This is a genomic window from Psychrobacillus sp. FSL K6-4615 (assembly GCF_038008225.1).
Lineage (GTDB): Bacteria > Bacillota > Bacilli > Bacillales_A > Planococcaceae > Psychrobacillus > Psychrobacillus psychrotolerans.
Map to the genome: position 1 here is coordinate 2116768 of NZ_JBBOYQ010000001.1, position 12522 is coordinate 2129289.

Here is a 12522-nt window from a genome sequence, read left to right on the forward strand (position 1 = left end):
TTTTGCTACCGGATAGTTACTCTAAAGTTTTCAAAGACTTTTTCAACTGTATTGCTTCTTGAGCGAGTTCTAAAGCCTTTGAAATATCACTCATTTTTTCTGCTTCTTTCGCTTCATGTAACTTACGTTTAATACGCAGTTCAATCCGGTATTTTCGTATATGGCGCAAACAGTCCATGACTTCCTCTGTTTCATGCTCTGGATCACGTTCTGAGAGCGCTGCTTCCATTACTATTTTTCTTAACTCAGCATCGTTTAATACTTCTAAAAAACGTTGATAATCTCCATCTGGATACTCTTCATAAAACCCAGTTAAACGAACAAATACTACTTCATAGGCATCTCTGATAAAACATTGATCTTCCAAGTCTCTTCTTGCTATGTCAATTACACTAGGATTATGAAGCATATGTGATAATAATATCCGCTCAGCTCTTTCATCTGCGGATATTGCTTTCTTTATCTTCGTCATTTCTGGTTTAATTGTTATAGGGATAGAAGATTCCTGTTTAGATTGTTTTGCTTTTTTTCCTTGAATTTTGCGTAGGTGTTGATAAATTGCTTCTTCTGATACATTCGTTTCTTGTGAAAGCTGACGTATATACAAATCACGTTCAACTGAAGAACTTCTATCACTCAGTATTTCCAATATCTCTTGGATATACTGTAAAGTATCATTTTCATTATTAAAATTTTTGTCCCTTTTTGAAACAATCATCATAAATGATAAATAAGAATGTGGTTTTTCAATAATCTTTGTTCTAAATGCTTCTTCCCCATAGTTTTTAATGTAATCATCCGGATCCATTGCATCCGGAATAATTGCAATCTCCGTTTGTATTTGTTGGGCCTGTAAAGCAGTAGAAGCTTTTTTAGCAGCTTCCATACCTGCTCGGTCCCCATCAAAACACAACGTAACATGAGAGGTAAGTCTATTTAGTTTTGTTATATGAGATGACGTCAAAGCGGTACCCATAGTTGCAATACCGTTCTCAATACCTGCTTTAGAGGCAGCAATTACATCGAGAAAACCTTCAAAAACAATTACATTACGTTGTTTTCGAATATCTAATCTTGCTTTGTCCAAGTTATAAAGCACATGGCTTTTTTGGAATATCGGAGATTCAGGACTATTCATATATTTAGCTTCATTCTCATGCTTTTCGAGTATTCTACCGGAAAAAGCGATAACATGCCCAGTTTCATCAAAAACTGGGAACATAATTCTTCCACGAAATCGATCGAAATACTTTAATTCATTTTCTTTTCGGATAATGAGCCCAGTTTTCTCAATTTCTTGTAAATCCATACCTTTACGTTCAAGTAACGTAGTTAAAGCATCCCATTTCGGTAGGGACCACCCTATTTTATACTTTTCGATAATCTCTTTAGAAAACCCTCTTTCCTCCAGGTAAAGTAATGCATTTTCTCCTTCCTCTGTATGAAGTAGTAAATGATGATAATAATCACTTGCAAACTCATGTGCTTTTTTCATCAGAGTAACCTCTTTAGAAACAGGCGCTTTTGACTCTGTATCACCAGAAGAACGTTCTTCAATAGTCATACCAATTCGACTACCAAGTTTACTAACCGCATCGTGAAAGGAAAGATTTTCAATATCCATTAAAAATGTAATTACATTTCCACCAGCACCACAACCAAAGCAGTGAAAAATTTGCTTTTCCTGTGTTACTGAAAAAGATGGTGTCTGTTCACCATGAAAAGGGCATAAACCGAAATAGTTTCGACCTCTTTTTGTAAGTTGAACATATTCACTTATGACGTCGACAATATCATTGTTATTCCTAACTTGTTCGATTACCTCTTCTTCTATACGACCCGACACTTTTTCACCATCTTTACTTGCTCCTTTAATAATTCGTGAAAGGAAAGAAAAATCCTGCAAGAATCGACAAAAAAAACATATAAAATATCTCTTAATAGCTATTTTTCCACAAACTACTATTATAAAACATTTTAGATTATTAATCTATTCTTTATTTATTCGATAAACAATAGAAAAAACCTTTTCACAAACGTGAATCGGTTTAAAAATTCCTAAATTATTTTTGTTGAATATGATTTATTACTAAATTAGCAGTCTCTTCAACAGCTCTATTCGTCACATCAATAACTTTACAGCCTATTTTTTTAGCTATTTTCTCGAAGTGAAGAATTTCCTCGTTGATTCTCTCTATTTTAGCATAACTTGCATCATCATTTAAACCAATTGCTTTCAGTCTTTCTTTTCTAATAGAATTTAATTTTTCTGGTGTGATTACCAAACCCACACATTTAGCTGGATCTACTTGGAAAAGTTGCTCTGGTGGCTCTACTTCTGGGACGAGTGGAACATTCGCCACTTTGAATCTTTTGTTTGCGAGGTATTGCGATAATGGTGTTTTAGAAGTTCTCGAAACCCCTATTAGAATGATATCAGCTTGGAGTAAGCCACGGGGATCTCTTCCATCATCATACTTAACTGCAAATTCAATGGCTTCAATTTTTTTGAAATAGTCTTCATCTAACTTTCTTACTAAACCAGGCTCTTCAAATGGTTTTTCATTTAATTCTTTTTCAAATAGATTAATAACCGGTCCTATTAAATCTACAGATTCCAAATTATATAAGTTACAGTATTCTACTAATGCTTGACGCATTTTAGTTTGTACCAGTGTATACAAGATTATAGCACCTTGCTCTTTAGCAAGTTCTGTAATTTCTTTAATATGGTCTAAAGAATCAATATGAGTAAATCGCTTAAATTTAGTATGCTGTAGACCAGGTCTAAACTGACTTACTGCCGCTTTTGCTACTAGTTCGCCCGTTTCTCCAATTGAATCCGAGACTATAAACAGGTTTAGCATTTTCATCGTTTCACTCCTTATAGATCATGGTCATCGGCTAATGATAAAAAGGCACGAGTAATATTAGTTTTTGTAATTCTACCAATTACTTCTAACCCTTCTTTTCCTTCTTTTACAACAGGTAAAGAATCAATTTGACGATTCATTAACTTCTTGGCCACTTCAAAAAGTGTATCCTCTTTCAAACAATATGTTATATTAGGCATTCTTGTCATAATCATATGTACTGGGATTTTGTTCAAATCATGGTTACCAATACTTGTTCGTAAAAAGTCTTTTCTGGAAAGAACTCCTGAAAGCATTGAATTTTTATCTAGTACAAATAATGACCCTACATCCTCTAAAAACATATGGCATATAGCATCATACACCGTCATACTTTCATCAACAACTGCAGGAATTGATTGAAAATCCTTCACCATCATTTGAGCTATATTGTCTGAAATTGCTTGGCTTGTTTTTTTGCCAGAATAAAAGTATCCCACACGTGGTCGAGCATCAAGAAAGCCTGCCATCGTTAATATAGCTAAATCTGGACGTAAAGTGGATCTAGTTAAGCTAAGTCGCTCCGCGATTTGTTCGCCAGTGATAGGACCGTTTCCTTTTACTATGTCCAAAATCTCATTTTGCCGTTTGTTGAGTTCGATTGGATTCACCGCCTCAAAGTGTTATACTTAATACTAAAGTATTGTAGCATATTGAAACCCTACAATCAAAATTAAGAATCCTAGATATACCAATGTTTCAAGGAATTAAGTCATATTTGTGCTTATCCTTATTTGTGAGAATTTTTGGGGGAATAAAAAACATAATCTTAACAGGCGTAAGTACAAAAACATGTTCAATATACCACCCTTTTAATTTAAAATAAACCACCTTCCATTATCCTGGTTGGTGGTTTTCATCTTTTATAATTCTACATTATCTTGCTACTGTAGCTACCTAGTATGTCACATTTATTTATCTCCAGTCTTAGAACATTATGACATAAGGTGTATAGATAACCTACCCTCCTTAATTTAGACATAATTAAAAGCCATACCTTATTAGGCATGACTTTAAGTAACTATTGTTTGTTTGCATTGCTTATTAATTTTGCTTGCTTGACCATTCTTTTGTTCGCTTTGTGTTCATTAACCACTAAGATAGCGTGAATGACAGCAGGAATCCAAATTAAAAAACATAATAAGAAATTAATAAATGCTTGGAATGGTTTACCTACAAGCAATACTGCAACTGGTGGTAAAAAGATAGCTAGTAAATATAACATTGATTCGTCCCTTCTTTTGTATTACTAATATCATACAATATGGAGCACTATGGTATCAACAAGATTGGGAAGACAATCATAATAGATCCTATATTTACCATCTTATTTTAAGGATTATTACTTAATTCCCGTAAAATAAAACTAACATGGTCACCTACCTTAAAAGTCTCATTTTTATACTTCTAATGATTAGTTAAAATAATCCCCTGCAGCTCCAATACCTTTCAAAGGATTTCATCGACTATTACAAGAACTATTAATATTTGGTTTAGCTGCATTAGCATTAGTCTTTTCAGGTAAACCAACTTTAACAATTATTTACGCAACGACCGGGTTAATAAATCGTTTTCTAATAGACTTATAGGATCAATGAAGCTATTTTGTCACCCAGGAGACAAGCCAACAAATCCTTATCACTTTGTTGTTTGTCTATTCTCTCTATGTAGTTTGGTTCAAAGGTATGTTGCACTTTTTTAAAACAACTTTCTAAGTGATTGCGAAGTAAAGTGGCTCGTGATACAATAGCTACAAATAATAAAGCGTTGAAGAGCATTAATAAGTACTACACCAAAGCGAGTGGAGATAGTGAAAGACCACATTGTAGGAAAACGGCAGCTCGGAGCTTATGCTTTTAAAGTGGATTGTTTTTTAGCAATCAATCGGGGTGGAACCGCGGGTTATAAACTCGTCCCCGGGCATTTTTGCCCGGAGACGAGTTTTTTTGTGTTCCGGGTTAAAAGAAAAAATTAATGGAGGTTTTTAAATGACAATTACAATGGAAAACGTAGTTAGTTTAGCAAAACAAAGAGGTTTTGTATTTCCTGGATCTGAAATTTATGGCGGTCTAGCAAATACTTGGGATTATGGTCCCCTTGGAGTGGAACTAAAAAATAACATCAAAAAAGCTTGGTGGAAAAAATTTGTTCAAGAATCACCTTATAACGTAGGTTTAGACGCAGCAATTTTGATGAATCCAAAAACTTGGGTAGCATCTGGTCATATTGGTAACTTCAATGATCCTATGATTGATTGCAAAAAGTGTAAGTCACGTCACCGCGTTGATAAAATTATTGAAGATGCTTTAGACAAAAAAGGTATTGAGATGGTAATTGACGGACTTTCATTCGAGAAAATGGAAGAAATCATGAAAGAGCACAATGTAGTTTGTCCATCCTGTGGTGCTTTTGATTACACAGAAATCCGCCAATTTAACTTGATGTTCAAAACGTTCCAAGGTGTAACAGAAGCTTCTACTAATGAAATCTTCTTACGTCCTGAAACAGCACAAGGTATATTTGTAAATTATAAAAACGTGCAACGCTCTATGCGTAAAAAAATGCCTTTCGGTATTGCACAAGTAGGTAAAAGTTTCCGTAACGAAATTACACCAGGTAACTTCACGTTCCGCACAAGAGAATTCGAACAAATGGAATTAGAATTCTTCTGTAAACCAGGCGAAGATATGGAATGGTTTGAATTTTGGCGTACCTATTGTAAGGACTGGTTGTTAAACCTTGGAGTGTCTGAGGATAGCATCCGTTTACGTGATCATTCAGAAGACGAACTTTCTCATTATTCAAACGCAACAACAGATATCGAGTATAAATTCCCATTCGGTTGGGGTGAACTATGGGGTATTGCAGATCGTACTGACTTTGATCTAAAACAACATATGGAGCATTCTGGGGAAGATTTCAATTATATTGACCCAATTACGAACGAACGCTATGTACCTTATTGCATCGAACCATCTTTAGGAGCTGACCGTGTAACATTGGCATTCCTATGTGAAGCATTTGATGAGGAAGAATTAGAAGGTGGAGATATTCGTACAGTATTACGCTTCCACCCTGCTTTAGCACCGATCAAAGCAGCAATTTTACCACTGTCTAAAAAACTGTCTGAAGGTGCAACTGCTCTATTCTCAGACTTAAGTAGACATTTCATGGTAGATTTTGATGAATCCCAATCTATCGGTAAACGTTACCGCCGTCAAGATGAAATTGGAACACCTTTCTGTATCACATATGACTTCGATTCAGAAACAGATGGCCAAGTAACTGTCCGCCACCGAGATTCGATGGAACAAACAAGAATGCCAATGGCCGATGTAAAAGCATATATCGAAGATCACTTACAGTTCTAAGTGAAACTTTATTAAAATTAATAACGCAAGAATGATGGTTATCAAGTTAAACCATTATTCTTGCGTTTTTATTAACAGAAGATAAGAGCATACTTCATGAATTTTTGCGAAAGTTCTATTTGTTCTTTGTTAATATCAAAAGGGCCTATAACTGTATGTTCAGAGGATAAATTTAAAATTCTCTGATACTCTTTTGATTATTTTTATTCAATTGATTGTAAGCATCAATAAGCTCTTCTACTGGAACATCATCTATTTTCATACCAGACAAATCACTATTTTGTATTTCTACATTTCTTAGATTACTGTTACTAAATTTACTTCCTTCAAGATCACATCTTTCAAATGTGATTGGCAAACTTTCATCTCCAAGGTTTGTATCAATAAAATTAACTCCACCTAAAGTGACGAATATCATTTCACTGTTAGAAAGATTTAAATCGGCATACAGTGAATTTCTAAGATTTAAATTTTGGAACTTTGAGTGGCTGAGATTACAATTGCTTATATGACTATTCATTACATTGCTGTTACTGAATGAACTTCCTTCTAAATTGACACCATAAAACTCCGTTGTTGCCATTTCGCAATTCTCGTATTGGGTACTTGAAATGTTTTTATTTTTAACTAAGTTTTCTATTTCCGATGAAGTTTCTATTTGCTTTAGAAAACCATATTCCTCTTCGGTTTCAAAGGTTGTTCTATAGCCCATTTTTTCATAAAAGTAATGGTTGTTAATTTGTCTACCTGACGTTTCAAGGTCCCAAGTTCTAACATTAGGAAACTCATTCTCTGTTAAATTTATTGCCCTTGAACCGATTCCATTACCTTGGTAGTTAGGGTCAATGAAAATACGGTCAATTCTTCCGTAACTCGCACCAGAAATAGTTATTATTATTCCACCTACAATTTCTTTACCACGCAAGATTTTAAAGTACTCCAATTCTCTAATCATATACTTAGTCATCTCAATAGAAGAATATCCTGGTGGCTGAATATTGTAATCAACTACATTTTCTTGATTTGGAAGCCACTTTTTCAATTCTTCATCAAAAGTCCTTTTCTTAATTTCTGTTAGTTTTTCAGCATCCGTAATGGTTGCTTTTGCAATGGTTATAAGTGACATTTAAGTATTCCCCCTTTGTATTTATCCTTATATTACCATGAGATAGTGGCATTTTTTTCTTCAACTAAACTGCCTCGTTGGTTCAATAAGAAAAAAGCCTTTACCTCATCTTGAAGTAAAGCACTCGTTAGTTTATGTGCATTCTTTCACAATGTTGTTCTCATGCTTTTTTTCTAATATCACTTGTTTTACTTTTCCCCAATCATCATCTGTAATTGAGTATACTACTGCATTTCTAATATATCCGTTTTCAAGAATTCTTTCTTTTCTTAAAATACCTTCTTTAATAGCTCCTAAACGTTCGATAGCTTTTTGAGAACGGACATTTCTCTCATCTGTTTTAAATTGTACTCTTATCATCTTTAATTCCTCAAAACAAAAATTTAGTAATAGGTACTTACACTCAGAATTGACAAAAGTCCTTAAAAATTTACTCGCATACCAAGTTGCACCTATTTCACATGACTTCTGACTTAGGTTAATTTCGTAAATACTTGTGGTTCCAATAATTTCATTAGTTTCTCTTAAAACAACAACAAACGGTAATGCTTTCATTTAATTGCGAAGTTTAATTTTTTTTGACACATGTTTTTCCATTTCAATTTCCGTTTTAATTTCACCGAACATATATGTCCAAACTTCAGGGTAGCTAATAGAAAATAAATATCTTGCATCCTCTTGTTGTAAAGGTCTGATTATGATGCTATCACTCTCTAAGACAGGTGGTTCTATAGACACTAACTGACTCAAGTAGGTTCACTCCTTAATTAAAACAAAATTTCCTCTATTTCCTTTATACTTCTATTTCAACAAAATTTTAACGATTCCTTCCTCAACTAAAATTTCGCGTTAGTTTAATAAGAAAAGTGCTTCACTCCTTCTTGAAGTAAAGCACCCGTTAGCTTAACAATATTTAATGTCGTTTTTATTTGTTGTGTCGTTTTTTTACATTTGGAAATTCACTGCTGTTAATTTTGTTCCAAATTTTTAATGCACTTGGATAACAATTATTAATCGAAGGTTTTTCACTCACCAATAACATTTTATCGAAGACCTCATGTATCACTATAGCTAATTTTTCAACAGAGGCTTTAATCCTTCTTGAACTAAAACATCCATAAGTGGAATAAGACCTTCTCTTTTATTACCTTTTGGCCGTACTGCTTATTAACCAACTTGCTAAATGTGTTTTCTTTCATTCTATGGTACTATCATTTAGTACATATTGAAAGGAATTTTGCCATGAATATTTTATACAAGTTGATCAGCATACCGAGCTTGTAGGGAGTACCGCTACATTCCTTGATGCTCCTTGCAAGCTCGGGTTTCTCAAGGGAGCTGATTCACATGAAAAACCGTACCAAAGCCTATACTCGCCACCAGCGAGAGCGAATCATTCAAAAAAAGTTGTCGATTTTACACACTGTCTTTCAATTGGAAGACGAGTACTTGCCTATACGCGGTACATTAAGCAAAGGAAAAGTTCACTGTTCTTGCAAGCTGTGCCGATTTGAGCAATATTACGCAATTCCTAAAGCTAAACATAAAGCAAAATTGAAAGAGATGCAAAAGGAAATAGACGTTTAAGTCTATTTCCTTTTTTATGTCGCATTATAAGTAAAATGCGACACAGAACTCCCATTCTCGTCTTCAACTAAACAGCGGCGTTAGTGAAAATAGCCTATGTCTGTAATTCTATTAAGTTGGCATTAATCCTTTTGCTTCAAAAGCATAGGCATCGTTTGAATCTGATTAAGCGAATAGAGGGATTTTCGCTACAAACATTGAAGGTATTCCAGTTATAATCTTTGCTACTAATTGATTATTTTAAGGATATAGTTAGTTTTTCGTTTCTTATAGAACTTCCCAATAATTTTTATTATTTAAATTTGTAACACACCATTGATAATGACCGTCTTCGCAATTATGAGAATAAAGATTGGCAGATATATAGCTATATATTAGAACATAGAAATATAATCTCTTTCTAACATCTTCACCTAGTGTTGAAATAATTATGTTTAGATATCTCTCATATATATTTGCATTCAACTCATTATACATATCAAAACATACCCATCCTATTGCTATATCAAATAAGTTGTCCCCGTACATTGTCATTAATCCAAAATCAATTAATCCTGTAACCTTCCCACTCTCATTAATCATTACGTTCCCAGGATAAAAATCTCCGTGAATTAAAGAATATTCACCTTCATACCCTAATGACAAAATTCCTACTAATTGTTTTACTTTTGCACTATAATTCACAACATCTCTTTTTAAATAAGACTCCAGTTCCTTTTGTTTTCGAAAAATTTCTTCTTTCAATAAATCAAACCAACTATTTATATTTAATGATGAAATCTGCTGATCATTGAATAGGATGTATCCTTCGAGATTAGGTTTTATTTTCACAGATTTCAATTCAATATTTGTATTAAGATAAGTTTCCATCATATTATTTTGTTCTATATAATTCATCTTTGAGAGCATACTTTGTAAATTATTACCTTCAATTCGTTTTTCAATAGTTACTAATATGCCGTTTTCCTCAAAGGTATCGTAAATAAAGGGAAGCTCATAGCTCAAAGAACTTGAATCAATCTTGGAGTAAAAACCTTTTAGAATTCTTTGCTTATTTGAATCAGACATATCATTATACAATTTCACAACTTTATTATCGTCATAAGCATAAACCTCGGCTTCCATGCCTGAACCTAAATAATCTGATTTAGAAATACTGAATTTGTCCAATATTATTGATTTCGCATTAAATTTTGTCATCTAACACCTCTATATTTTCTTTTAAAAATGATTTTGCTTCCTCTTGAAGTAAAACACTCGTTAGTTTAAGTACATCGTTTCACATTCTTAATTAAACCTCTTCTTTTGTATATGCATTAACTCCACAACTCAATATAAGTTCACAACTCTCTGTGTGAAGCATAGTATTAAAATAGCCAATAAAAAAACCAAGTCCAAAGAATTACTCTTCTTCGGGACTTGGTTTTTCTTTTTTAGGTGTGAAAAACTCTGGGGTTTTCTCCATTTGATCCAAGAAGTGTTGGGACTTTAATCGAATTCCGACCTGTTCACTATAAATAGTGCGCACAATCTTTTTGATAAAGCCCTTCGTTTCTTTTTTTAGTGTTAACTTCCCTACTTGATCGATAGGAACTGTATAGAAAGTTCGGATAAGCTTCACTTGGGATGGAGAAAGTCTAATTATATATGGGTCAATGGAAAAACAACGATGACAAAGAAATCCGATTTGAGAAAAAGAAAAAGCAAACTCCCCATCTGTTGCACCACAATTGGTACATTGATGAAGCGTTGGATAAATACCAGCTGTCGGGAGAAGCTTCCATTCCACAAACAAACTTATCGCCTCTGGATCATACTCTTCTGAGATTGCATGTAACGCTTGCTGCAAAATATCAAATAGCTGTGGCTTTGGTGCCTCATCATCGATTAATTTATCTACTAACTCCATTATAAAACTTGCATACGCTGTAGTAAAAATATCTTCTCGAATAGACCGCATCGAGTCAATAATTTCACCTTGCTGCAAAGTACCCATTCCTTTTCCTTGCTGAATCAGAAAATAGCCGTACGTAAAAGGCTGTGAGATCGAAGCTAAACGACTCGTTGGTTTTTTTGCCCCTCGAGCCATCGCTGCTCTCTTCCCTAATTCACGTGAAAAAATGGTAACGATTTTATTCGATTCGCCATAAGGAGAAGTTCGTAAGACAATACCCTCTACTTTTTGTAGCAATTGCCTTCCCTTCTTTCTTAGTACTCATCGTCTCTAAAACCATAATCTTTCAAATGCGCTGATTTATTGCGCCAATCTTTTTGTACTTTAACCCATAATTCTAAGTAAACATTTGTTCCTAACAACATTTCGATATCCTTACGTGCTCTTGTTCCAACTTCTTTCAGTAAAGCACCTTTTTTACCGATGACAATTCCTTTTTGGGAATCTCGTTCTACTATAATTGTTGCAGAAACACGAATCATATCTTTTTCGGTATCTTCTTCTTTTTTGATTTTATCAATTACAACCGCAATTGAATGTGGAATTTCTTCTCTCGTCAAATGCAAAACTTTTTCACGGATTAGTTCAGAAATAATAAACCTTTCTGGGTGATCTGTTACTTGGTCAGCCGGGTAGTATTGTGGTCCTTGTGGTAAATAGGATTGAATCGTTTCTAGTAATTTCTCCACATTATTACCTTGAAGAGCAGAAATTGGTAGAACTTCCGCGAAATTATATTTCTTTGTATAGGACTCAATTATATCTACTAATTTTTCAGGATGAACCTGGTCAATTTTATTGATCACAAGGAATACAGGGGTTTCGTTATTTTCTAACATTTCCATTATATACTCATCAATTTTGCCTCTTGGTTCTACTGCGTTAACCATGAATATAATTACATCTACTTCACGAAGAGTATTTTTGGCAACTTTAAGCATAAAATCGCCAAGTTTGTGTTTCGGAATATGAATTCCTGGTGTGTCGATGAAAATCATTTGACTGTTTTCTAAGGTAAGCACACCTTGTACTTTGTTTCTAGTTGTTTGGGGTTTGTCACTCATTATCGCTATTTTTTGCCCAATTACTCGATTTAAAAATGTAGATTTCCCTACATTTGGTCTTCCTATTATTGATATAAATCCTGATTTATAATTCTCATTATTTTGCAGCATAATCCATGTCCTCCGTTTTAAAGGCTCCAGGTAATAATTCTGCTACCGTCGTTTCCGATACATTTCCTTTTAAATTTGTTAAGTAAACAGGCATATCTGGATCACAAAATTCAGCTATAACTTGTCTGCATGCTCCACAAGGAGAAATAGGTCCTTCTGTATCGCCTGAAATAGCAATTGCAGAAAATTCTTTTTTTCCTTCTGACACGGCCTTAAAGATGGCAGTCCGCTCTGCGCAATTTGTTAATCCAAACGATGCATTTTCAATATTACAACCAAGGAATACTTCTCCATCTCTTGTTAAAAGTGCTGCCCCTACTTGAAATTTTGAGTATGGAACATACGCTGTTTCTCTTGCTGTTATGGACGCTTTTAATAACATTTCTTTATTCAAAAT

At 34.0% G+C, this 12522-nt stretch carries 13 protein-coding genes and 1 pseudogene; 3 read left to right on the plus strand and 11 right to left on the minus strand.

Annotated features, from left to right (window positions below):
* Positions 1 to 16: 16 nt before the first annotated feature.
* The 4 genes from dnaG to MKX53_RS10530 all read right to left on the minus strand — a co-directional run bounded on the left by dnaG (position 17) and on the right by MKX53_RS10530 (position 4137).
* Positions 17 to 1846, minus strand: coding sequence for a DNA primase (dnaG, locus tag MKX53_RS10515; protein WP_340769595.1), 1830 nt, complete (start codon positions 1844 to 1846; stop codon positions 17 to 19).
* A 217-nt stretch (positions 1847 to 2063) separates the two neighbouring features.
* Complete coding sequence (locus tag MKX53_RS10520) at positions 2064 to 2873, minus strand: pyruvate, water dikinase regulatory protein (protein WP_093538518.1); 810 nt, start codon at positions 2871 to 2873, stop codon at positions 2064 to 2066.
* A gap of 11 nt (positions 2874 to 2884) precedes the next feature.
* A complete protein-coding gene (locus tag MKX53_RS10525) occupies positions 2885 to 3523 on the minus strand; it encodes a helix-turn-helix transcriptional regulator (protein ID WP_175496337.1) in 639 nt (212 codons plus the stop codon).
* Between the two features lie 410 nt (positions 3524 to 3933).
* The gene (locus MKX53_RS10530; RefSeq protein ID WP_340769596.1) at positions 3934 to 4137 is read right to left on the minus strand and encodes a YqaE/Pmp3 family membrane protein; all 204 of its coding nucleotides are present in this window, start codon (positions 4135 to 4137) and stop codon (positions 3934 to 3936) included.
* Positions 4138 to 4351: 214 nt separating this feature from the next.
* Here MKX53_RS10530 and MKX53_RS19720 point away from each other — a divergent pair.
* Together MKX53_RS19720 and MKX53_RS10535 are read left to right on the plus strand one after the other, a co-directional pair.
* Positions 4352 to 4501: pseudogene (locus MKX53_RS19720) on the plus strand (DUF2568 domain-containing protein); the annotation flags it as partial.
* A 399-nt stretch (positions 4502 to 4900) separates the two neighbouring features.
* Positions 4901 to 6283 carry a glycine--tRNA ligase gene (locus tag MKX53_RS10535; protein WP_340911129.1) on the plus strand — a complete coding sequence of 461 codons (1383 nt, stop codon included), beginning with the start codon at positions 4901 to 4903 and terminating at the stop codon, positions 6281 to 6283.
* Between the two features lie 172 nt (positions 6284 to 6455).
* Here the strand turns inward: MKX53_RS10535 and MKX53_RS10540 are convergent, their stop codons facing one another.
* From MKX53_RS10540 to MKX53_RS10550, 3 genes are all read right to left on the minus strand, one after another.
* Positions 6456 to 7409 carry a GNAT family N-acetyltransferase gene (locus MKX53_RS10540; protein WP_340911131.1) on the minus strand — a complete coding sequence of 318 codons (954 nt, stop codon included), beginning with the start codon at positions 7407 to 7409 and terminating at the stop codon, positions 6456 to 6458.
* A 132-nt stretch (positions 7410 to 7541) separates the two neighbouring features.
* A complete protein-coding gene (locus MKX53_RS10545) occupies positions 7542 to 7964 on the minus strand; it encodes a GNAT family N-acetyltransferase (protein WP_340911133.1) in 423 nt (140 codons plus the stop codon).
* Positions 7965 to 8159 carry a GNAT family N-acetyltransferase gene (locus tag MKX53_RS10550; RefSeq protein WP_340911135.1) on the minus strand — a complete coding sequence of 65 codons (195 nt, stop codon included), beginning with the start codon at positions 8157 to 8159 and terminating at the stop codon, positions 7965 to 7967. It abuts the gene before it with no gap.
* Between the two features lie 597 nt (positions 8160 to 8756).
* Here MKX53_RS10550 and MKX53_RS10555 point away from each other — a divergent pair.
* Positions 8757 to 8996 carry a hypothetical protein gene (locus MKX53_RS10555; RefSeq protein WP_340911138.1) on the plus strand — a complete coding sequence of 80 codons (240 nt, stop codon included), beginning with the start codon at positions 8757 to 8759 and terminating at the stop codon, positions 8994 to 8996.
* 267 nt (positions 8997 to 9263) lie between these two features.
* Here MKX53_RS10555 and MKX53_RS10560 read toward each other — a convergent pair whose 3' ends face one another.
* The 4 genes from MKX53_RS10560 to MKX53_RS10575 all read right to left on the minus strand — a co-directional run bounded on the left by MKX53_RS10560 (position 9264) and on the right by MKX53_RS10575 (position 12519).
* A complete protein-coding gene (locus MKX53_RS10560; RefSeq protein ID WP_340911141.1) occupies positions 9264 to 10196 on the minus strand; it encodes an aminoglycoside phosphotransferase family protein in 933 nt (310 codons plus the stop codon).
* Positions 10197 to 10398: 202 nt separating this feature from the next.
* Positions 10399 to 11187 (minus strand): DNA repair protein RecO, encoded by a 789-nt coding sequence (gene recO / locus MKX53_RS10565; RefSeq protein WP_093538511.1) that lies wholly within the window; start codon positions 11185 to 11187, stop codon positions 10399 to 10401.
* 17 nt (positions 11188 to 11204) lie between these two features.
* Positions 11205 to 12125, minus strand: a complete 921-nt coding sequence (era, locus tag MKX53_RS10570) for a GTPase Era (RefSeq protein WP_093538510.1) — start codon at positions 12123 to 12125, stop codon at positions 11205 to 11207.
* On the minus strand, positions 12112 to 12519 hold the full coding sequence (locus MKX53_RS10575) for a cytidine deaminase (RefSeq protein WP_093538509.1): 408 nt from the start codon (positions 12517 to 12519) through the stop codon (positions 12112 to 12114). Before MKX53_RS10575 ends, era begins: the two co-directional genes overlap by 14 nt.
* Positions 12520 to 12522 lie beyond the last annotated feature (3 nt).